This window comes from Nonomuraea sp. NPDC001699, assembly GCF_053596455.1.
This window is the reverse complement of the sequence record NZ_JBSFGF010000021.1, coordinates 47150-67651: the sequence shown is the minus strand read 5'-3', so window position 1 is coordinate 67651 and position 20502 is coordinate 47150. Positions and strand designations below refer to the sequence as shown.

21 protein-coding genes are annotated in these 20502 nt (G+C 71.6%); 15 read left to right on the top strand and 6 right to left on the bottom strand.

Annotated features, from left to right (window positions below; all coding sequences use genetic code 11):
- Positions 1-175: 175 nt before the first annotated feature.
- The 9 genes from ACWCSU_RS40685 to ACWCSU_RS40645 all read left to right on the top strand — a co-directional run bounded on the left by ACWCSU_RS40685 (position 176) and on the right by ACWCSU_RS40645 (position 8357).
- Complete coding sequence (locus ACWCSU_RS40685) at positions 176-457, top strand: hypothetical protein (protein ID WP_449942045.1); 282 nt, start codon at positions 176-178, stop codon at positions 455-457.
- A gap of 289 nt (positions 458-746) precedes the next feature.
- On the top strand, positions 747-1592 hold the full coding sequence (locus ACWCSU_RS40680; RefSeq protein WP_357697421.1) for a fumarylacetoacetate hydrolase family protein: 846 nt from the start codon (positions 747-749) through the stop codon (positions 1590-1592).
- Positions 1592-2881 carry an L-fuconate dehydratase gene (locus ACWCSU_RS40675; RefSeq protein WP_449942044.1) on the top strand — a complete coding sequence of 430 codons (1290 nt, stop codon included), beginning with the start codon at positions 1592-1594 and terminating at the stop codon, positions 2879-2881. Before ACWCSU_RS40680 ends, ACWCSU_RS40675 begins: the two co-directional genes overlap by 1 nt.
- On the top strand, positions 2878-3621 hold the full coding sequence (locus ACWCSU_RS40670; RefSeq protein ID WP_357697424.1) for an SDR family NAD(P)-dependent oxidoreductase: 744 nt from the start codon (positions 2878-2880) through the stop codon (positions 3619-3621). Before ACWCSU_RS40675 ends, ACWCSU_RS40670 begins: the two co-directional genes overlap by 4 nt.
- A 6-nt stretch (positions 3622-3627) precedes the next feature.
- A complete protein-coding gene (locus ACWCSU_RS40665) occupies positions 3628-4668 on the top strand; it encodes a sugar ABC transporter substrate-binding protein (protein WP_357697426.1) in 1041 nt (346 codons plus the stop codon).
- Positions 4668-6149, top strand: a complete 1482-nt coding sequence (locus ACWCSU_RS40660; protein WP_449942043.1) for a sugar ABC transporter ATP-binding protein — start codon at positions 4668-4670, stop codon at positions 6147-6149. The genes ACWCSU_RS40665 and ACWCSU_RS40660 overlap by 1 nt, the downstream gene beginning before the upstream one ends.
- A complete protein-coding gene (locus ACWCSU_RS40655; protein WP_357697430.1) occupies positions 6146-7135 on the top strand; it encodes an ABC transporter permease in 990 nt (329 codons plus the stop codon). Before ACWCSU_RS40660 ends, ACWCSU_RS40655 begins: the two co-directional genes overlap by 4 nt.
- Positions 7135-7440 carry an L-rhamnose mutarotase gene (locus ACWCSU_RS40650; RefSeq protein ID WP_357697432.1) on the top strand — a complete coding sequence of 102 codons (306 nt, stop codon included), beginning with the start codon at positions 7135-7137 and terminating at the stop codon, positions 7438-7440. Before ACWCSU_RS40655 ends, ACWCSU_RS40650 begins: the two co-directional genes overlap by 1 nt.
- Positions 7437-8357: an aldo/keto reductase gene (locus ACWCSU_RS40645; protein ID WP_357697434.1), complete on the top strand. Its 921-nt coding sequence runs from the start codon at positions 7437-7439 to the stop codon at positions 8355-8357. Before ACWCSU_RS40650 ends, ACWCSU_RS40645 begins: the two co-directional genes overlap by 4 nt.
- 17 nt (positions 8358-8374) lie before the next feature.
- On the opposite strand, the gene ACWCSU_RS40640 is transcribed toward ACWCSU_RS40645, so the two are convergent.
- The 6 genes from ACWCSU_RS40640 to ACWCSU_RS40615 all read right to left on the bottom strand — a co-directional run bounded on the left by ACWCSU_RS40640 (position 8375) and on the right by ACWCSU_RS40615 (position 14022).
- Entirely contained in the window at positions 8375-9322 is a 948-nt protein-coding gene (locus tag ACWCSU_RS40640) for a DNA polymerase ligase N-terminal domain-containing protein (protein WP_449942042.1), read from the bottom strand.
- Between the two features lie 38 nt (positions 9323-9360).
- The gene (locus tag ACWCSU_RS40635; protein ID WP_357697438.1) at positions 9361-10035 is read right to left on the bottom strand and encodes a FadR/GntR family transcriptional regulator; all 675 of its coding nucleotides are present in this window, start codon (positions 10033-10035) and stop codon (positions 9361-9363) included.
- 25 nt (positions 10036-10060) lie between these two features.
- Complete coding sequence (locus tag ACWCSU_RS40630; protein ID WP_364085323.1) at positions 10061-11086, bottom strand: MBL fold metallo-hydrolase; 1026 nt, start codon at positions 11084-11086, stop codon at positions 10061-10063.
- A 37-nt stretch (positions 11087-11123) separates the two neighbouring features.
- A complete protein-coding gene (locus tag ACWCSU_RS40625; RefSeq protein ID WP_449942041.1) occupies positions 11124-12239 on the bottom strand; it encodes a steroid 3-ketoacyl-CoA thiolase in 1116 nt (371 codons plus the stop codon).
- A 43-nt stretch (positions 12240-12282) separates the two neighbouring features.
- A complete protein-coding gene (locus ACWCSU_RS40620) occupies positions 12283-13287 on the bottom strand; it encodes a sigma-70 family RNA polymerase sigma factor (protein ID WP_449942040.1) in 1005 nt (334 codons plus the stop codon).
- A gap of 84 nt (positions 13288-13371) precedes the next feature.
- Positions 13372-14022, bottom strand: a complete 651-nt coding sequence (locus ACWCSU_RS40615; protein WP_357697446.1) for a TetR family transcriptional regulator — start codon at positions 14020-14022, stop codon at positions 13372-13374.
- A gap of 187 nt (positions 14023-14209) precedes the next feature.
- Here ACWCSU_RS40615 and ACWCSU_RS40610 point away from each other — a divergent pair, with 187 nt between their 5' ends.
- Genes ACWCSU_RS40610 through ACWCSU_RS40585 form a run of 6 tightly spaced genes read left to right on the top strand, consistent with a single transcriptional unit; the run spans position 14210 to position 20495 of the window.
- Positions 14210-15814 (top strand): AMP-binding protein, encoded by a 1605-nt coding sequence (locus ACWCSU_RS40610; protein ID WP_449942039.1) that lies wholly within the window; start codon positions 14210-14212, stop codon positions 15812-15814.
- Positions 15814-16836, top strand: coding sequence for an acyl-CoA dehydrogenase family protein (locus ACWCSU_RS40605; protein WP_449942038.1), 1023 nt, complete (start codon positions 15814-15816; stop codon positions 16834-16836). The genes ACWCSU_RS40610 and ACWCSU_RS40605 overlap by 1 nt, the downstream gene beginning before the upstream one ends.
- Positions 16836-17990 (top strand): acyl-CoA dehydrogenase family protein, encoded by a 1155-nt coding sequence (locus ACWCSU_RS40600; protein ID WP_357697452.1) that lies wholly within the window; start codon positions 16836-16838, stop codon positions 17988-17990. Before ACWCSU_RS40605 ends, ACWCSU_RS40600 begins: the two co-directional genes overlap by 1 nt.
- Positions 17987-18937 (top strand): bifunctional MaoC family dehydratase N-terminal/OB-fold nucleic acid binding domain-containing protein, encoded by a 951-nt coding sequence (locus ACWCSU_RS40595; protein WP_449942037.1) that lies wholly within the window; start codon positions 17987-17989, stop codon positions 18935-18937. Before ACWCSU_RS40600 ends, ACWCSU_RS40595 begins: the two co-directional genes overlap by 4 nt.
- Complete coding sequence (locus ACWCSU_RS40590) at positions 18934-19329, top strand: MaoC/PaaZ C-terminal domain-containing protein (RefSeq protein WP_364085305.1); 396 nt, start codon at positions 18934-18936, stop codon at positions 19327-19329. The genes ACWCSU_RS40595 and ACWCSU_RS40590 overlap by 4 nt, the downstream gene beginning before the upstream one ends.
- Positions 19329-20495, top strand: a complete 1167-nt coding sequence (locus ACWCSU_RS40585) for a lipid-transfer protein (protein ID WP_357697458.1) — start codon at positions 19329-19331, stop codon at positions 20493-20495. The genes ACWCSU_RS40590 and ACWCSU_RS40585 overlap by 1 nt, the downstream gene beginning before the upstream one ends.
- Positions 20496-20502 lie beyond the last annotated feature (7 nt).

Genomic DNA, 20502 nt, shown 5'->3' with positions numbered 1-20502 from the left:
TTGTTTTATATGTACTGAAACGTGTTCTATTACGCCACTGTACGCCCGTCAAGTAGCCCCGGTCGGCCCCGAGCTCCCGTCCGACCGGACACCTCGATGTAACCCCGCAGAACGCCACCCCTGACTGCCGTCCTCTCGCCCGTCCTCCGGGGGGCGGTCAGGGGTGGGGTGGTCGGTGGCCCTGAGGCGGAGGGCGAGGCGCTCACCGGCCGAACGCCTGCTCTACGTGCTCCAGGCCGTCGCACTCGGCTTCGCGTGCGCGGCGGCGCGGGCGCGTACGGGCACGTTGTGGATGGCGGTCGGCGTGCACACCGGCCACCTTCTGCTCCCGACGAGGCCCCTCCACCACGGCGTGCAATTCGTCATCCCGGCCTGCGCGCTCACCGTCACCGGGCTGCTGCTGCTCCGGCCACGACGCAGGGGAGCGAGCGTGGGAAGGGGTGTCGTCCCGGTGTAGTGCCCGCGGGCGCACGTGCGAGACGACCACCGCACAGGGCCCCCAGCCCCCGTTCCACGCCGAGCGGCGCACCTCTGAGGCACGTCCGATGTTTTCCAAGGCGAGGTGATCGGCAGAGAAGAGGAAGCCGTCGGAGCTGTGGGGGCTGGGTTGGGTGGTTTGCTTGGGGTTCGAGGTGTGGGTTCAGGTTACGGATCGGATGTATCCCGCTGGACGCCCTTGACATGCGCCGCCATCCCGCAGCAGCATCTGAGACACAGACATCCGATGAATGACTGAAGGGTGCGGTGTGAAGCTGCTGCGAGTGGGACCTGTCGGGCAGGAGCGGCCGGTGGTGATGGACGCCTCCGGCACCCTGCGTGACATCGGGGAGCCCGAGATCGACGGGGCTTTTCTCGCCTCCGGGGGAGTGGCGCGCGTGCGTGCCGCGCTGGAGCGTGGCGACCTGCCCGTCGTCGACGCCGCCGGGCTGCGGGTGGGCGCGCCGATCGCCCGTCCGGGCAAGGTGGTCTGCATCGGGCTGAACTACCGCGACCACGCCGCCGAGTCCGGCGCCGAGCCGCCCGCCGAGCCCGTGGTGTTCATGAAGGCCGCCAACACCGTGATCGGCGCGTACGACGAGGTGCTGGTGCCGCGTGGCAGCGTGAAGACCGACTGGGAGGTGGAGCTGGCGGTCGTCATCGGCAAGCAGGCCCGCTACCTCGACAGCCGGGAGGAGGCCCTCGACGTGATCGCCGGATACGCGATCTCCAACGACGTCTCCGAGCGTGAGTTCCAGCTCGAACGCGGCGGTCAGTGGGACAAGGGCAAGTCGTGCGAGACGTTCAACCCGCTGGGCCCCTGGCTGGTGACGGCGGACGAAGTCGGCGACCCGCAGAGCCTGGGGCTGCGCCTCTGGGTGAACGGCGAGCAGCGCCAGGACGGCGCCACCAAGGACATGATCTTCGACGTGGCCGAGATCGTGCGCTATCTGAGCCGGTTCATGGTGCTCGAACCCGGTGACGTGATCAACACCGGCACCCCGGCCGGGGTCGCGATGGGCATCCCCGGACAGCCGTACCTGCGCGCCGGTGACGTGATGGAGCTGGAGATCGACGGGCTCGGCCGCCAGCGCCAGACGGTGGGGCAGGGCTGATGTCGTACAGAATCGTCGCGCTGGAGACGCACGACGTGCGCTTCCCCACCTCGCGCGAGCTGGACGGGTCGGACGCGATGAACCCCGACCCCGACTACTCCGCGGCGTACGTGGTGCTGAGGACCGACGACGGGGTCGAGGGGCACGGGTTCGCGTTCACCATCGGGCGCGGCAACGACGTGCAGACCGGGGCGATCCGGGCGCTTGAGTCGTACGTGCTCGGCCGGGACGTCGAAGACCTGGGCGCCCTGTACAAGGAGCTGGTCAACGACTCGCAGCTGCGGTGGCTGGGGCCGGAGAAGGGCGTCATGCACATGGCGATCTCCGCCGTGGTCAACGCCCTGTGGGATCTGAAGGCCAGGCGGGCGGGCAAGCCGGTGTGGCGGCTGCTGTCCGAGATGTCCCCCGAGGAGATCGTCGGGCTGATCGACTTCCGCTACCTGAGCGACGCGCTCACCCGGGACGAAGCCCTCCAGATCCTGAAAAACGCGGAAGGGGGGAAGGAAGAGCGGATCCAGCGGCTCATCGAGACCGGCTACCCCGCCTACACCACCTCCCCCGGCTGGCTGGGCTACGACGACGACAAGCTGCGACGCCTCTGCAAGGAGGCGCTCGACCAGGGCTTCGGCCAGATCAAGCTCAAGGTCGGCGCCGACCTCGACGACGACCTGCGCCGCTTCCGCGTGGCCCGCGAGGTCTGCGGCCCCGACTACCCGATCGCGATCGACGCCAACCAGCGCTGGGACGTCGCCTCGGCCATCGAGTGGGTCGGCGCGCTGAGCCCGTACCGGCCGCACTGGGTGGAGGAGCCGACCAGCCCCGACGACGTGCTCGGGCACGCCGCCATCGCCGAGGGCATCAGGCCGGTCCCGGTCGCCACCGGCGAGCACGTCCAGAACCGCATCGTCTTCAAGCAGCTCCTCCAGGCCGGCGCGATCTCCTTCCTGCAGATCGACGCGGCCAGGGTCGGCGGGGTCAACGAGAACCTGGCGATCCTGCTGCTCGCGGCCAAGTTCGGCGTGCCGGTCTGCCCGCACGCGGGCGGCGTCGGGCTGTGCGAGCTGGTGCAGCACCTGTCGATGTTCGACTACGTGGCCGTCACCGGCACGATGGACGGCCGCGTGATCGAGTACGTCGACCACCTCCACGAGCACTTCGTGCACCCCGTCGTCATCGACAACGGCCGCTACGCCGCCCCCATGGCGCCCGGCTTCAGCGCCGAGATGCACACGGCGTCGATCACCGCCCACACGTTCCCCGACGGCGAGGTCTGGAGGTCCGCGTCATGACACTCAAGGCCATCGTGACCGGCGGCGGTTCGGGCATCGGCCTGGCCACCGCCACCCTGCTCGTGGCGCGCGGCATGAAGGTCGCCTGCCTCGACCTCGTCCCGCCCGGCGACCCGTTCGTCGGGATCAAGGCGGACGTGGCGGACGACGCGTCCGTGCGCGCGGCGGTGGCCGAGGCCGCCGAGCGGCTGGGCGGCATCGACATCCTGATCAACAACGCGGGCGTCGGCGCCCAGGGCACGGTCGAGGACAACCCGGACGAGGAGTGGCGGAAGGTCTTCGACGTCAACGTGTTCGGCATGGTGCGGGTGAGCCGGGCGGCGCTGCCGTACCTGCGCGAGTCGCGGCACGCGGCCATCGTCAACACCTGCTCGATCGCGGCCACCGCGGGGCTGCCGGACCGGGCGCTCTACAGCGCGACCAAGGGCGCGGTGTTGTCGCTGACCCTCGCCATGGCCGCCGACCACGTCCGCGAGGGCATCCGCGTCAACTGCGTCAACCCGGGCACCGCCGACACCCCGTGGGTGGGGCGGCTGCTCGACTCGGCCGACGATCCCGAGGCCGAACGAGCGGCGCTGAACGCCCGGCAGCCCATGGGCCGTCTGGTCAGCGCCGAGGAGGTCGCCGCGGCGATCGCCTATCTGGCGGGTCCCGAGGCCGCCTCGACCACCGGCACCGCGCTCGCGGTCGACGGCGGCATGCAGGGGCTGCGGCTCCGGCCAACCAACCAAGGAAGGTAACCCCCCATGAAGATCGGTCCGGTGGTCGCGAGCGCGGCCCTGCTGGCGGTCGTCGCCGCCTGTGGCTCCAGCGGCACGAGCGGCACCAGCGGTTCCACGGCGGAAGGGGGAGGCGGCGGCAAGGTGGGCATCGACCACCCGCGCGCCGACTCCGACTTCTGGAACTCCTACATCAAGTACGTCCCGCAGATGGCGACCGAGCTCAAGGTCGACCTGATGCCCGCCACGAACTCCCAGAACGACGTCTCCAAGCTGGTCAACAACGTGCAGGCGCTGGTCGGCCAGGGCGCCAAGGCGATCGTCATGGCCCCCCAGGACACCGGCGCCATCGCCAACACGCTCCAGCAGCTGGAGAACAAGAAGATCCCCGTGGTGACCGTGGACACCCGCCCCGACAAGGGCAAGGTCTACATGGTCGTCCGCGCCGACAACCGCGCGTACGGCACCAAGGCGTGCGAGTTCCTCGGTGAGAAGCTCGGCGGCAAGGGCAAGGTCGTGCAGCTTGAGGGCGCGCTCAGCTCGATCAACGGCCGCGACCGGTCCGAGGCGTTCAACGAGTGCATGAAGAGCAAGTTCCCCGGCATCACGGTGTTCAGCGAGCCGACCGAGTGGGAGGGCAGCAAGGCGGCGTCCATGCTCCAGACCCGCTTGGAGCAGAACCCGGACATCAAGGGCATCTACATGCACGCCGGCGGCGTGCACCTGGCCCCGACGTTGCAGGTGCTCAAGCAGAAGAACCTGCTGGTCCCGCCGACCGACCCCAAACACGTCTTCGTGGTCTCCAACGACGGCATCCCGCAGGAGTTCGAGGAGATCCGCAAGGGCAACATCGACGCCACGGTGTCGCAGCCGGCCGACCTCTACGCCCGGTACGCGATCTTCTACGCCAAGGCGGCGGTCGACGGCAAGACGTTCCAGCCGGGCCCGACGGACCACGGCAGCAACATCATCCAGCTCCCCAACGGCTTCGAGGACCAGCTCCCGGCGCCGCTGGTGACGAAGGACAACGTGGACGACCAGAACCTCTGGGGTAACCAGGTCAAGTGATGAAATATCACGTTGAAGCCCGAAATGTCGTCAAGCGTTTCGGCCCGACCACCGCGCTGAACGGCGCGGAGATCGCCATCGCCGAGGGCCAGACCCACGCCCTCGTCGGCCGGAACGGCGCGGGGAAGTCCACCCTCGTGTCGATCCTCACCGGGCTCCAGCGGCCGGACGAGGGCGAGGTGCTGTTCTCGGGAGAGACGGCGCCCGCCCTCGGCGACCGCGACGCCTGGCGGCGGCGCGTCGCCTGCGTGTACCAGAAGTCCACGATCATCCCGGCGCTGACGGTCGCGGAGAACCTGTTCGTCAACCGCCAGACCGAGCGCGGCCGGGTGATCAACTGGCGGACGCTGCGGGCCAAGGCGCGCGAGCTGCTGGACACGTACGAGGTGGACGTCGACCCGCGGGCGCTGGCCGGCGAGCTGAGCGTCGAGCAGCGGCAGCTCGTGGAGATCGCGCGGGCGCTGTCGTTCGGCGCGCGCTTCATCATCCTCGACGAGCCCACCGCCAGGCTCGACGGCCCGGCCATCGAGCGGCTGTTCACCCGCATGCGCTCGCTGCGCGAGCAGGGCGTCACGATGATGTACATCTCCCATCACCTGGACGAGGTGTACGAGATCTGCCAGAGCGTCACGGTCTTCCGCGACGCCCGGCACATCGTGACCCGGCCGGTCGAGGGCTTCCCGCACAACGAGCTGGTGGACGCGATGACCGGCGAGGCCACGGCCGCCTACCAGGCCCGGCAGCGCACGCCGGGCGAGGCGGTCGTGCTGGCGGGCACGGGCCTGTCGCTGGCCGGCCGCTACCAGGACGTGGACATCGCGGTCAGGTCCGGCGAGGTCGTGGGCCTGGCCGGCTCGGCGAGCAGCGGCAAGGTCGGCCTGGCCGAGACCCTGGTCGGGCTGCGCAAACCGGACGCGGGCACGGTCACGATCGACGGCGACCAGGTCAGGCCGGGCGACGTGCCCGCCGCCATGCGGGCCGGGCTCGGGTTCGTGCCCGAGGACCGGCATCACGAGGGCTTCGTCCCGATGTTGTCCGTGGGGGAGAACGCCACCCTGCCGATCGCCCACAAGCTGGGCCCCTACGGCATCGTCTCGCCCGCGCGGCGCCGGGCCAGGGCCGTCCAGATGATCGAGAGCCTGGACATCAAGACCGAGGGGCCCGACCAGCCCGTCGGCGACCTGTCCGGCGGGAACGCACAGAAGGTCGTGTTCGCGCGGGCGCTCGTGGACGACCCGAGGGCCCTGGTCGTGATCAACCCGACCGCGGGCGTCGACGTCAAGGCCAAGCAGGCCCTGCTCGGCGCGGTCGAGGACGCGGTCGGCCGGGGCGCGGGGGCCGTCGTGGTCTCCGACGAGCTCGACGACCTGCGCATCTGCGACCGGGTGCTGGTGATGTTCCACGGCCGGGTCGTCAAGGACGTGCCGCGTGGCTGGACCGACCACGAGCTCGTGGCCGTGATGGAAGGCATACAAGAGTGACCACATTGACTGCTCCGGCCCCCCGGCTGCGGCTGGCCAGGTTCCGCGACCTGACCCTGGTGCCGGTGATCCTGCTCCTGCTCGTCGTGGGCGCGTTCCTCGACCCGACCTTCCTGACGGCGGGCAACCTGACGAACGTCCTGCAGCAGCAGGCGGCGATCTCGCTGCTCGTGCTGGCCGAGGCGATGATCCTGATCGCCGGGAAGTTCGACCTGTCGCTGGAGTCGACGGTCGGCAGCGCGCCCAGCATCGCCGTGATGCTGGTCGTCCCGGCGTCGGCGGGCGGGTTCGGCCTCGGGCTGCCCGGCTGGCTGGTGATCCCGCTGGCCCTGCTCGTGGGCGCGGCCATCGGCGCGTTCAACGGGTTCCTGATCATCAGGTTCCAGCTCTCGGCGTTCATCGTCACGCTGGCCATGCTGATCATCGTGGACGGCCTCCAGCAGGGGCTCACCCAGGGTAAGACGCTGTTCGAGCTGCCCGACTCGTTGCTCTACCTCGGCAGCGCCACCTGGCTCGGCCTGCCCGCCGCCATCTGGATCGCCGCGCTGCTGTTCGCCGCCGGGGTCTTCGGCCTGACCTACCTCAGGCTCGGCCGCGCCCTGTACGCCATCGGCGGCAACGCCGACGCCGCCCGCGCCGCCGGCATCCGGGTGGACCGCGTGCTGTTCGGCGTGTTCGTGCTCGGCGGCATCCTGGCCGCCACGGCCGGCATTCTGGAGACCGGACGCCTCGGCGGGATCGGCAACGAGATGGGCGACGGCTGGATCTTCATGGTCTTCGCCGCGGCCGTCATCGGCGGCGTCAGCATGGACGGCGGCAAGGGCACCGTCCTCGGCGCGCTGACCGGCGTGCTGGTGATCGGCCTGGTCCAGAACATCCTGACCCTCATCGGGGTCTCCGGCTTCTGGCAACCGGTGATCTACGGTGGCATCATTCTGATCGCACTGATCATCAGCAGGATCGCCGGCGGAAAGGCGCAGGACTGATGGAACGCCTCGCCCTCCGCACCAGGCTCAAGGCCGGGTGCGAGGAGATCTACGACAGGGAGCACGCCGAGATCCCGGCCGCTCTGGAGTCCGCCATGCGCGCCAACGGCGTGATCTCGTGGCGCATCTGGCGCGACGGCCTTGACCTGTTCCACTTCGTGGAGGTCGAGGACTACGCCGCGCTGCAGGCCGCGCTCAAGGACGACCCCGCCGACCAGGCCTGGCAGCGTCAGATGAACCGCCTGCTCGACGGCGACTTCGACAAGTCGGCGGGCGGTTTGCGGCCGGTCTGGGAGATGACGTGATCGACCTGCCCCGCGTCGGCTTCGGCGGCGCCCCGATCGGCAACCTGTACCAGGCGGTCTCCGGCGAGCAGGCGCGCGCCACGGTCGACGCGGCCTGGGACAGCGGCGTGCGGCTCTACGACACCGCGCCGCACTACGGGCTCGGGCTGTCCGAGCGCCGCCTGGGCGCCGCGCTCGCCGAGCGGTCGGGCTACGTCCTGTCCACGAAGGTGGGCCGGCTGGTGGTGCCCTCGCAGGTCCGCGAGGACGACGAGATCTTCGACGTCCCCGTCGGGCTGGGCCGCGCATGGGACTTCTCGGCCGACGGGGTGCGCGACTCCCTGGAGGACTCCCTCGCCCGGCTCGGCCTGCCCGAGATCGACATCGCGCTCATCCACGACCCCGACGACCACGTGGAGCAGGCGCTCGCCGAGGCGTACCCGGCGCTGGCCGAGCTGCGGGAACAGGGCGTGGTGAAGGCGATCGGCGTCGGCATGAACCAGTGGCGGGCGCCGCTGCGGTTCGTCCGGGAGACCGGGATCGACGTCGTCATGCTCGCCGGCCGCTACACGCTGCTCGACCAGTCGGGGCTGCCGCTGCTGGAGGAGTGCGCCGAACGCGGCGTCAGGGTGCTGGCGGCCGGGGTCTTCAACAGCGGCCTGCTGGCCACGCCGACGCCGTCGGGCACCTTCGACTACGCGCCCGCGCCGGCGCCGCTGCTCGACCGGGCCGTCCGGATCGCCAAGACCTGCGAGCGCCACGGCGTCACCCTGCCGCAGGCGGCCATGGCCTTCCCGCTGCGGCATCCGGCGGTCGCCTCGATCGTCCTGGGCGCCCGCGCGCCCGAGGAGGTGCTGGCCAACGCCACCCTGTGGTCCCGCCCGGTCCCCGAGGACCTGTGGCTGGAACTGGCCGACGAGGGCCTGCTGACGGCCTGACCGCGACGCCGGCGGCGTCAGGAGGGGATGAACAGCCAGGACCTGGACGTGCCGGGCTCGTAGCGGGAGTCCAGGCGTTTGGCGACCACGCCGGGCAGGCCCTGCTCGCGTGCCGCCTGCCGCACCGGACCGGCCTCGCCGGGCCACGAGGGCGCGGTCTGCCAGCGCGGACCGGCCAGCTCCAGCGCCTCCAGGGCGGCCCGCCGGTCGGCGAACGGCTCGTCCAGCAGGGAACGGCCCTCGTCGTACAGCAGGTCGTGGACGACCAGGATCTCGCTCCCGCCCAGCGTGACCACCTCGCCGTCCAGCACCGCCGTCCGGCTGCCGAACGACTCGGCCAGCGGACGCAGCCAGGGGTGCTCGCGGGCGGCCGTCGTGCGCCCGCCGTCGATGGGGACCAGGAGCCGGCGTCCGCGCCAGGCGAACTCGAAGGCGTAGGCGGCGGCGTCCCTGGGCGGCCGGACGCGCTCGGTGGGCAGCATGGGCTCCACGTCGGGGAACGGGTCGCGGACGGGGGCGTCCATGCGGTGGATCATCCAGTTCTTGCCCCGCGTCCGGAACAGCACGAACCGGCCGGAGGCCCGCCTGCCGTGCAGGACGAACTTGACCTCCCGGTCGGACCACTTCTCGGTCTCGTACGTGCCGGTGTCCCAGACGGTCATCGTGCCGCCGCCGTACTCGCCCTGGGGGATCTCGCCGTGGAAGGTGAGGTACTCCATCGGGTGGTCCTCGGTGTGCACGGCCAGGTGGTTGGTGCCGGGGTCGGCGGGCAGGCCCTTGGGGACCGCCCAGGAGGCCAGCACGCCGTCGTGTTCCAGCCGCAGGTCCCAGTGCAGGGACCGGGCGTGGTGCTCCTGGATGACGAACGCGGCGCCGCCACCGTCCTCGGGGGAGGTGGCGGGCACGGGCTCGGGGGTCCGGCTGGGGTCGCGTTTGCTGCGGTATCGCTCCAGTTTGTCGGGCACGACACGGGTACTACCCGGGGAGCGGTCCCGCGTGCCGATCAGTCGAGCGCTTTGCGCAGCCACGCCTCCACGCCCGCGACGTGCACGGTGGCCCAGGAGCGCGCCACGTCCGGCTGGCGGGCGGCGATGGCCTCGTAGATCGCGGTGTGCTGCTCGCGGGTCTTCGTCATCGCGCCCTCCTGGGTGAGGCCGCGCCACACCCGGGCCCGAGTGGTCGGACCTGACAGGCTCTCGATGAACGAACACAGCACGCTGTTGCCCGACCCGCGCGCGATGCGCTGATGGAACTCCAGGTCGTTGGCGACCAGCTCCTCGACCGTCGGCTCGGCGGGCAGCGAGTCGAGGATGAGCCGCAGCTCCTCGATGTCCGCCTCGCTCATCAGCTCGGTGGCCATGGCCGTCGCGGCCGGCTCAAGGATGCGCCGGACCTCGAAGAACTGGATCACCGTGTCGTCGCGGTGCAGGTCGAGCACGAACGACATGGTGTCGAGCAGCAGGTGCGGCTCCAGGCTGGTGACGTACGTGCCGTCGCCCTGGCGTACGTCGAGCACGTTGATCAGGGCGAGCGCGCGGACGGCCTCGCGCAGCGAGTTGCGCGACAGGCCGAGCCGCTCGGCGAGGTCGGCCTCCTTCGGCAGGCGGTCGCCCGGAGTCAGCTCGCCGGAGAGGATCATCTGCTTGATCTTGTCGATGGCCGCGTCGGTGACCGCCACACTCTTCTCCCTAGACATCGGATGTCTAGGAGTCTAGAGCCTGGAAGCGTACGGGATCGACGTTCGGGACGCGGCGGATCAGACCCCGGGTCTCCAGCGTGCGCAGATGGGCCGCGGCCTCGCCGGCCGCCATGCCGCGCAGCACGGGGGCCAGGTCGTCCCAGGGCCGGTTCCAGGTCATCATCGCGGCGACCTCCCAGATGGTCAGCGGTCGCGACCGCTCGGCCAGGAGGGTGCGCAACCGGATCAGCTTCTCCTCGTGATGGTGGCGGATCTCGGCGGCGCGTGCGGCAACATCAGGAAATATCCACTCATGTGCGGGCAAAGCGTCCAGGGGGCCCAGCTCGCCGACCCGGTCGAGCGAGTCCATGAAGTCGCCCAGCGGATCGACGTCGTCCCGGTCGTAGGGATAGATCCCGATATGCGGGGTGATGTCGGGAAGGACGTGGTCGCCGGTGAACAGCCGGTCGGCGTCCTCCAGGTGCAGGCAGATGTGGCCCGGCGTGTGACCGGGGGTGTGCACGGCCCGCAGCTTGCGGCCCGGCAGGTCCACCAGGTCGCCGTCGCGCAGCTCGCGGTCGGGCAGCGCGGGCGGCGTCGGCCGGGCGCCCATCGCCTCGCGCGCCTCGGCGGGATCGGCCCCGGCCCGCCGGAGCATGTCGGACTGGAAGCTCGCGTGCTCCTCCGCGGCGAGCCCGTGCATGAGCCGGACCAGCGCCGCGTCCGCCTCGTGCATCGCGATCCAGGCCCCGGACGCCTCCTTGACCTGCCCGGCGAGCCCGGCGTGGTCGGGATGGAAGTGGGTGACGACCACACCGCTCACGGCCGCGACGTCGAGCCCGAGCTCGGCCAGGCCGCCGCTGAGCGCCTCCCAGGCGTCGGGATGGTTCCAGCCGGCGTCGACCAGCACCGGCCCGCGCGGCGACTCGACGGCGTAGACCAGCGTGTAGCCGAGAGGATTGCCCGGGATGGGCACCGGCACGCTCCACACCCCGCCGCCGAGCTCCTGCGGCCGCTGCTCCGAGTACGGCCTGCGCCTGGTCTTCCCCACCGGTTCCCCCGATCGAGCACGTGCGTTGAATGGTAGATCAGGCGATGCGTTCGAGGATCGTCGCCGTGGCCAGTGCGCCGCCCGCGCACATCGTGACCAGCGCGGTGTTGCCGTCGGAGCGTTCGAGCTCGTGCAGGGCGGAGGTGATGAGCCGGGCGCCGGTGGCCCCGACGGGATGGCCGAGCGCGATGGCCCCGCCGTTGACGTTGACCCGGTCGAAGTCGGGCTCGTGCGCGGCGGCCCACGAGAGCACCACGGACGCGAACGCCTCGTTCACCTCGAACCTGTCGATGTCGCCCATGGTCATCCCGGCCGCCGCCAGCACCTTCGCGGTCGCCTCCACGGGACCGTCGAGGTGATAGTACGGCTCGGCCCCGACGAGCGCCTGCGCCAGGATGCGCGCCCTGGGCCGCAGCCCCTGCCGGCGGGCCTCCTGCTCGCTCGTCACCAGCACGGCGGCCGCGCCGTCGGAGATCTGCGAGGACGTGCCGGCCGTGTGCAGGGCGCCCTCGGCGACCGGCTTGAGCCCGGCCAGGCTCTCCACCGTGGTCTCGCGTAACCCCTGATCTCTGCGTACGGACCCGACGGGCACGATCTCCCGGTCGAACCGCCCGTCGGCCCACGCCTTGGCCGCCAGGCGCTGCGAGCGCGCGCCGAACCAGTCGAGCCGCTCCCTGGTCAGCCCCCGCCGCCGCGCGATCCGCTCGGCCGCGGTGAACTGGTCGGGCAGGTCGATGCTCCAGTCGTCGGGACGCGGCCGGGCGGGCCGCACGTTGCTGCCGAGCGGCGCCCTGCTCATGACCTCGACCCCGCACCCGATGCCCGCCTCGATGACGCCCGCCCTGACCAACGCCGCCGCCAGGTGCACGGCCTGCTGCGAGGAGCCGCACTGGGCGTCGATCGTGGTGACCCCCGTCTGGTAGGGGAGCCCGGCGTAGAGCCAGGAATGGCGGCCGACGTGACCGCCCTGCTCACCCGCCTGGGTGACGCATCCGGCGAACACCTGGCCGACGGCGGCCGGGTCGACGCCGGCGCGCTCGACCAGCCCGTTCAGCGCCGCGGCCAGGACCTGCTGCGGCTTGAGCCCCGACAGCCATCCCGCCTTCTTGCCGATGGGCGTGCGAACGGCCTCGACGATCACCGGTGTACCCACAGTCGCCTCCAGAACGTTGCTCTGGCCGCGACTGTAACGCGTTCTACTTTCCGGTGGAAGCCTCGCTTCCGGCGGGGATCTCGGCACGCAGCCCGAAGGTGTCGAAAAGCTGCAGGTCGAAGAACATGGCGACGTGGTTGATGCCTTCGTCGCGCAGCGCCAGCACCATGATCGCGAAGGGGCGGTAGGTGTCGCCCTCGCGGAAGTAGACGGCGAACGCGGGCTGGCCGTTGGCGGCGACCGGAAGCAGCTTGAGGTCGTGGGGCCGGCTCGCGGGGCACTGGTTGGAGACCAGCTCGCCGATCGCGTCGGGGCCTTCGTACCAGCCCACGTAGGGCGGCATCTCCCAGATCACGTCTTTGGTGAACAGCGAGACCAGCTCGTCGACGTCGTAGTTCTCGAACGCGGCGACGTAGCGGTCGAGCAGGTGGCGCTGCTCGGCCGACAGCGGCTCGACCGGGTCGTCGAGAGTCGGCGAGACCTCGCTGAGCTGCGCGCGGGCCCGCTGGAGGATGCTGTTGACGGCCGCCGTGGACAGGCCGACCGCCTCGGCCACCTCGGCCGCCCGCCACCTGAGCACGTCGCGCAGGATCAGCACCGCGCGCTGCCGGGGCGGCAGGTGCTGCAGCGCGGCGACGAGCGCGAGCCTGATGCTCTCGCGAGAGGTCACGATCGAGGCCGGATCGCCGCCCGCCTCGACCCCGGCCAGCGTGTCGGGCACCGGCTCCAGCCAGGGCACCTCGCCGTCCTGGACCAGCGGCGCGCTCGCCTCGGTGCTCGGGGCGCCGAGGCCGGTCGGCAGGGGCCGCCGGCCGCGGCTGTCGAGCGCGGTCAGGCAGGCGGTGGTGGCGATGCGGTAGAGCCACGTACGCAGCGACGACCGCCCCTCGAACCCGTCGTAACCCCGCCACGCGCGCAGATACGTCTCCTGCACGAGATCCTCGGCGTCGTGCACCGACCCCAGCATCCGGTAGCAGTGTGCGAACAGCTCGCGCCGCATCGGATCGGCCAGCCGGAGGAAGTCGTCGCTCGTCGGCTTGTCGCTCATGCCCCCTGTATAGCTCCCGCCACCGACAATTTCGGTGGCGGCCCCGGCCGCTTTTAGGGCATGACGGAGATGTCCGACAAGAGGCTAGATGTCGGACAGGAGGCGATTCGCGGCGGTCTCGATGCGCCGCTGGATCTGGTCGTACGTGCGCCGACCCCGCAACATCTCCAGCAGCTCCTGCACCCACACGCTGGCCAGCGAGCCCGCGAGGTCGAGCTGCTCCTCGCCGGCCTGGTCGACCGTCAGCCCGTCGGCGGACACGCGTAGCAGCAGGCCCGTCATGCGGTCGCCGAACGGTGTCTGGACCTCGGCCATGATCAGCGACCGGATCAGCGCGTCGGCCAGCTCCGGCTCGCGCATCAGCCCCCGCGTGGCCCGCATGAGCACGTCGACGGCCCGGCTGGCCGGCGTGGAGGCCCCGGGCGGGCGGCGCTCGATGCTGCTCTCCAGCAGGTCGATCTCCTCGCCCACGACCGCCACGACCAGGTCCATCTTGGACGGGAAGTAGCGGTAGAGCGTGCCCAGCGCGACGCCGGCGCGCTCGGCGACCGTGCGCATCTGCATGGCCTCGACGCCGCCGCGCGAGGCCAGCGCGGCGGCGGCCTGGACGATGCGCTTGCGGCGTTGGTGCTGGCTGCGGGTGCGGACACTGCGACCGCCCGCCGCGGCGCGGCCCTCGGCGGCCCCCTCGGTGTCGCTGGGGGGCGCGGAGAATGACCCGGGCGAGGTACGCATAAGAACACGTTATCTGATTTCTCGACAACGCGGCTTGTTACTCGCGAGTCACAAACAGGCCGTATCGGCCCATGTCTACGGCGTTACAGGACTATGTCGGAACATGGCGAACAAGGCCGGCACTGGACAGATATTAGAATCTGTTCTAGTTTGCCATTCGGCTTACCTAGCGCTTGCTGGAGGCTCGATGATCGCGCAGACGCTGGCGGCCCTGCTCCTCGACCGGGCGCAGGACGACCGACCTGGGCTGATGTTCGAGGGCGCGGTGTGGTCGTGGCGCGAGCACGTCGCCCGCTGCCGGGCGGCGGCGGCCTGGCTGAGCGGGCGCGGCCGGGGTCTGCATGTGGGCGTGCTGGGGGAGAACGTCCCGGAGCTGCTCTTCCTGCTCGGCGGCGCGGCGCTCGGCGGGCACGTGCTGGTCGCGCTGAACCCGACACGCCCGGTGGACGAGCTGATCCGGGACGCCCGCGCCACCGACGTGGACCTCCTGCTCTGGGACGCCCCTTTTGCGGGCCTGGCCCGGCCGGTCGCCGAGGCGCTGGGTTTGGAGAGCCTGCCGCTGTCCATGGTGTCGTCCCTGGGGGAGGGCGAGGGCCGGGCCGCCGAGCCGGGGCCCGGCGACCTGGTGATGCTGATCTTCACGTCGGGCACCTCGGGCCGGCCCAGGGCCGTCCGGATCACGCAGCGCAAGCTGGCGCTGCCGGGGCTGAGCCTGGCGGCGCTGCTCACGCCCGAGGACGTCGTCTACTGCTCGATGCCGCTGTTCCATTCCGGGGCCCTGATGGCCGCCTACGCCCCGGCCGTGGCCTCGGGGGCGGCGCTGGCCGTGCGCAGGCGGTTCTCGGCCTCCGGCCTGCTGCCGGACGTACGGCGGCACGGCTGCACGTACCTGCACTACGTCGGCAAGGCGCTCTCCTACGTCCTGGCCACGCCCGAACGCCCGGACGACGCCGACAACCCCCTCAGGATCGCCTTCGGCAACGAGGGCAGCGCGGTCGCGACCAGGCGGTTCGGCGAACGGTTCGGCTGCCGGGTGATCGACGCCTTCGGCTCCACCGAGACGGCCATCTCCTTCACCCCCGACCCCGGCGGCCCGCCCGGCAGCCTCGGCAGGCTGGGCGCGGGCGTGGAGATCCTCGACCCACTCACCGGACGCCCGTGCCCGCCCGCCCGCATCGAGGGCGGCCGCCTGCTCAACCCGGACGAGGCCGTCGGAGAGCTGGTCAACACCTCCGGCCCTGGCCTGTTCGAGGGCTACTACAACGACCCGGACGCGGACGCCGAACGCGTCAGGGACGGCGCGTTCTGGTCCGGCGACCTGGCCTACGCCGACCCCGCCGGGCACGTCTTCTTCGCCGGGCGCGGCACCGAACGCCTGCGCGTGGACGGCGAGAACCTGGCGGTCGCGCCGGTGGAGGCCGCCCTGCGCGAGTTCGGCGGCGTGGTGGAGGCGGCGGTCTACCCGGTGCCGGACGCGGCGGCCGGCGACCAGGTGATGGCGGCGCTGATCCTGGACGGCCCCTTCGACGCCGGGGCGTTCACCACGTTCCTGGCAGGTCGGACCGACCTGGGCCCCAAGTCCTTACCCCGCTATATCCGGATTTGTAGTGAACTTCCGCTGACCCCTTCTCACAAGGTCATCAAGCGGATCCTGGCCAAGGAGGCGTGGCGGACCGGCGACCCCGTCTGGTGGCGGTCCCCGGCCGGGCTGCGCCCCCTGACCGGCGTGGACGTCAAGGCGATCGAGGACGAGTTCGTCGAGCACGGCAGGCACCACCTCTTGGAGAGCTGATGGATTTCAACCTGGACGAGACCCAGCAGGACCTGAAAAAGCTGACCACCGAAGTTCTGACCAGGGAGGAGGCCGCCGCCGGGGAAGGGACCGGAGCCGCCGGGAAGGAGGGCGGCGCGACGGCCGGGGACGGGCTGTGGCGGGCCGGGCTCATGAGCGTGTGCGCGTCCGAGGAGGCGGGCGGCGCGGGGCTCGGACCGGTCGAGATGGCCGTGGTGCTGCGCGAGGTCGGGGCGCGGGCGGCGGCCGTACCGGCGTTGCCCGTCCTGGTGAGCACGCTGGCGCTGGCCCGTCACGGCAGCCCTGACCAGCGGCGACGGGTCACGCGTGGCACGCTGGCCCGCCGCGAGCCCGGCCGGGCCCCGGCCGATCCGCCCGAGACGGCCGCCCGCCGCGAGGGTGACGGCTGGTCGCTGACCGGGCGGAAGGTCTCGGTGCCGTACCCGGCGGACGACGTCCTGGTCACCGCGGACGAGGGGCTGTTCCTGGTGGCGTCGCCGTCCGCGAGCCCGGAGTTCACCTCGACCGGCGAGCCGGCCGCCACGGTCCTGCTGGACGGCACGCCCGCCGAGCGGGTGGCCGGGCCCGAGGCCGCCGCCGACGCCGGGCGGCTGTTCACCGTGGCCGTCGCCGCGCAGGCGAGCGGCGTCCTGGCCGGGGCGCTCGACCTGACCACCGCCTACATCAGGACCAGGCGGCAGTTCGGCCGGGCGCTGGCCGAGTTCCAGGCCGTGACCATGCAGATCGCCGACGTCTACATCGCGGGACGGGCCCTCGACGTCGCCATGTGGTCGGCCGCCTGGCGGCTGGGCGAGGGGCTGCCCGCCGACGAGGACGTGGCGCTGGCCGCGTTCCACGTCTGCGAGGCCGTCAAGGCCCTCTACACCTGCCAGCACCTGCACGGCGGCCTCGGACTGGACGTCACCTACCCGCTGCACCGCTACTTCGCGCAGGCCAAGCACCTGTCCCACCTGCTCGGCGGCGCCGACGCCCAGCTCGACCTGATCGGAGCCCTCGTCTGATGCTGATCGACCTGACCCCCGAGCAGCGCGCGCTCCGCGACGAGCTGCGCGAGTACTTCCGCGGCTGCCTGACCGCCGAGGACCGCGCCAAGATCGCCGACGATCCGTTCGGCGAGGCGTACATGGAGCACTGCCGCCGACTCGGCCGCGACGGCAAGCTCGGGCTGGGCTGGCCCAAGGAGTACGGCGGAGGCGGCTACGGCCCGCTGGAGCAGCAGATCTTCGCCAACGAGATCGCCCGCGCGGGCGTGCCGTACCCGATCATCACCGTGCAGACGGTGGGCCCGACGCTGATGCAGTACGGCACCCAGGAGCAGAAGGACCGCTTCCTGCCGCGCATCCTGGCCGGGGAGTGCCACTTCGCGATCGGCTACAGCGAGCCCGAGGCCGGCACCGACCTGGCCTCCCTGCGCACCACGGCGGTGCTCGACGGCGGCCACTACGTCGTCAACGGCCAGAAGATCTTCACCAGCGGCGCGCACTACGCCCAGTACATCTGGCTGGCGGCCCGGACGAACCCCGAGGCCAAGAAGCACAAGGGCATCACGATGATGATCGCCGCCACCGACGACCCCGGCTTCTCCTGGACCCCGATCGTCACCATGGACGGCCGCCACCACACGAACTCCACCTACTTCTCCGACGTCCGCGTCCCGGTGGACATGGTGGTCGGCGAGGTGGACCGCGGCTGGGACCTGATCGTCAACCAGCTCAACCACGAACGCGTCACCCTCGGCCCCGCCGGGAACCTCGGCCAGACCTACGACCGCTTCCTCGCCTGGGCCAGGCACGCCGGGCTGACGGACAACCCGGACGTACGCCGCGCCCTCGCCCGGGTGCGGGCCGCCTTCCGTACGAACGAGCTGCTGAACTGGCAGGTGGCGGCCAACATGGACCTCGGCTGGCTGGGCGCGCCCGACGCCTCGGCCACCAAGATCTACGGCTCCGAGCGCATGCAGGAGATCGGCCGGCTGGTCTGCGACGTCGTGTCCAGGTACGGCGACCCCTCGGACCCGGAGACGGCCGAGCTGGCCGAGCGCATGGACCACGGCGTCAAGGGCGCGGTGGTGCTGACGTTCGGCGGCGGGGTCAACGAGGTGCAGCGCGAGCTGATCGCGATGCTCGGCCTGAGCCTGCCGAGGCCGCCGCGATGACCGACCCGATGACCGACCCGATGGCCGTCGCGATGACCGCCGCGATGACAGACGCCGAGTTGCGCGAGCTGGCCGGCAAGCAGGTGGCGATGGGGGAGCTGCGCGGCACCCCGGCCGCCGACCCGGTGAACGCGCCCATGATCCGCCACTGGCTGGAGGCCATGGGCGACGCCAACCCGCGCTACCTGGAGGAGGGGGTGGCCCCGCCCGCGATGGCCCAGGTGTGGACCATGCAGGGGCCCGGCTCGCGGGCCAAGGACCGCTCGCCGGTGGACGACCTGCTGGCCGCGCTCGACGCCGCGGGCTTCACCGGGGTCGTGGCGACCAACTGCGAGCAGACCTACCACCGGTACGCCGGGATCGGCGAGCTGCTGACGCCCGCCACCCGCTTCACGTCGTTGTCCGGCCCGAAGCGCACCGCCCTGGGTGAGGGCTACTTCGCCACCTGGAACGTCACCTGGTACGGCGACGACGACCGGCCCGTCGCCGAGATGCTCTTCCGGGTGCTGAAGTTCCGTCCCAAGGCTCCTGCCCCGCGCGCGCGGGAGCCGTACCCGCTGCGGCCGGCGGTCAACAGGGACACCGCGTTCTTCTGGGAGGGCGTGCGGGACGGCGAGCTGCGCGTCCAGAGCTGCGCGGACTGTGGCGAGCTGCGGCACCCGCCCGGCCCGATGTGCCCGGCCTGCCGTTCGGCGAACCGGTCGCACGTCGTCGTGAGCGGCCGCGGCACCCTGTACAGCTACGTCGTCCACCACCATCCGCCGGTGCCGGGGCGCGAGGTCCCGTTCGTGGTGGGTGTGGTGGAACTGCCGGAAGGAGTGCGGATCGTGGGCAACGTCGTGGACTGCCCGGCCGAGAAGGTGGAGGTCGGGATGGCCCTGCGGGTGACGTACCGGTCGATGGACGACGAGCTCGTCCTGCCGATGTGGACGCCGGAGGAGCCGTGACCCCCGCCACCGGCACGGCCCTGCCCGAGCTGACCGTCGACCTGACCCCGACGACGGTGATCGCCACGGCCCTGGCCACCAGGGACTTCACCCCCGTGCACCACGACACCGCCAAGGCCCGCGCCCAGGGCTCGAAGGACATCTTCCTCAACATCCTCACCACCATGGGCCTGGTGGAACGCTATGTCACCGACTGGACGGGCCCGGAGGCGGTCATCACGAGCATCAACGTCAGGCTGGGCGTCCCGGCGTACGCGGGGGACCGGCTGAGCTTCAGCGGCGTGATCGTCGAGCGCGACGGCGACCGGTACACCGCGCAGGTGCGCGGCCGGGTGAGCCTGGGCGACCACGCCACCGGCACCGTCACCTTCGTCCTGCCGGGGAGCGCGTGATGCCGGGCGGGCGCGCGGCGATCGCGGGCATCGGCGCCACCGAGTTCAGCAAGGACTCGGGCCGGTCGGAGCTGCGGCTGGCGGCCGAGGCCGTGCTCGCCGCCCTGGACGACGCCGGGGTGCCGCCGTCCGAGGTGGACGGCATGGTCACCTACACCCAGGACTCCAACCAGGAGATCGCCGTCGCCCGGGAGACCGGGGTCGGCGACCTCACCTTCTTCTCCCGCGTCGAGTACGGCGGCGGCGCGGCCTGCGGCACCGTCGCGCACGCGGCCATGGCCGTGGCCACCGGCATGGCCCGCACGGTGGTCTGCTACCGGGCCTTCAACGAGCGCTCCGGCCGCCGCTTCGGCCAGCCGAACGCGCGGCTGACCGGGGAGCCCACCTCCCAGGGCCTGGAGATGAGCTGGCACGTGCCGTACGGGCTGATGACCCCGGCCGCGTGGGTCGCCATGTTCGCACGGCGGTACATGCACGAGTTCGGGGCGACGTCGGAGGACTTCGGGCGGGTGGCGGTGGCCATGCGCCGGCACGCCGCCACGAACCCGGCCGCCTGGTTCCACGGGCGTCCGATCACGCTGGAGGAGCACCAGGCGTCCAGGTGGATCGTGGAGCCGCTGCACCTGCTCGACTGCTGCCAGGAGAGCGACGGCGCGGTGGCCCTGGTTGTGACATCCGCCGAACGCGCCCACGACCTGCGCAGATCGCCCGCGGTGATCACGGCGGCGGCGCAGGGGGCGGGCGCGGGCCAGATGATGATGACGAGCTACTACCGGGACGACATGAGCGGCCTGCCGGAGATGTCCGTCGTCGGCCGCCAGTTGTGGGAGATGTCCGGGCTGTCCCCACAGGACATCCAGACGGCCATCCTGTACGACCACTTCACCCCGTTCGTCCTGGCCCAGCTGGAGGAGCTGGGCTTCTGCGGGCGCGGCGAGGCCCCGGACTTCCTGCGGGACGGCGGCATCGAGCTGGACGGCCGCCTGCCCGTCAACCCGCACGGCGGGCAACTGGGCGAGGCGTACATCCACGGCATGAACGGCATCGCCGAGGCCGTCCGGCAGGTCCGCGGGACGGCCGCCAACCAGGTGGCCGGGGTGCGGAACGTCCTGGTCACGGCGGGGACCGGCGTGCCGACGAGCGGCCTGATCCTGTCGTCTGCGTGACATTGTG

Bases quoted from the DNA above. Each gene is read 5' to 3' on its own strand.
- ACWCSU_RS40605 (WP_449942038.1), top strand. From the start codon at position 15,814: ATGGATTTCAACCTGGACGAGACCCAGCAGGACCTGAAAAAGCTGACC.
- ACWCSU_RS40620 (WP_449942040.1), bottom strand. From the start codon at position 13,287: ATGAGCGACAAGCCGACGAGCGACGACTTCCTCCGGCTGGCCGATCCG.
- ACWCSU_RS40675 (WP_449942044.1), top strand. From the start codon at position 1,592: ATGTCGTACAGAATCGTCGCGCTGGAGACGCACGACGTGCGCTTCCCC.
- ACWCSU_RS40650 (WP_357697432.1), top strand. From the start codon at position 7,135: ATGGAACGCCTCGCCCTCCGCACCAGGCTCAAGGCCGGGTGCGAGGAG.
- ACWCSU_RS40665 (WP_357697426.1), top strand. From the start codon at position 3,628: ATGAAGATCGGTCCGGTGGTCGCGAGCGCGGCCCTGCTGGCGGTCGTC.
- ACWCSU_RS40615 (WP_357697446.1), bottom strand. From the start codon at position 14,022: ATGCGTACCTCGCCCGGGTCATTCTCCGCGCCCCCCAGCGACACCGAG.
- ACWCSU_RS40660 (WP_449942043.1), top strand. From the start codon at position 4,668: ATGAAATATCACGTTGAAGCCCGAAATGTCGTCAAGCGTTTCGGCCCG.
- ACWCSU_RS40670 (WP_357697424.1), top strand. From the start codon at position 2,878: ATGACACTCAAGGCCATCGTGACCGGCGGCGGTTCGGGCATCGGCCTG.
- ACWCSU_RS40595 (WP_449942037.1), top strand. From the start codon at position 17,987: ATGACCGACCCGATGACCGACCCGATGGCCGTCGCGATGACCGCCGCG.
- ACWCSU_RS40610 (WP_449942039.1), top strand. From the start codon at position 14,210: ATGATCGCGCAGACGCTGGCGGCCCTGCTCCTCGACCGGGCGCAGGAC.
- ACWCSU_RS40585 (WP_357697458.1), top strand. From the start codon at position 19,329: ATGCCGGGCGGGCGCGCGGCGATCGCGGGCATCGGCGCCACCGAGTTC.
- ACWCSU_RS40600 (WP_357697452.1), top strand. From the start codon at position 16,836: ATGCTGATCGACCTGACCCCCGAGCAGCGCGCGCTCCGCGACGAGCTG.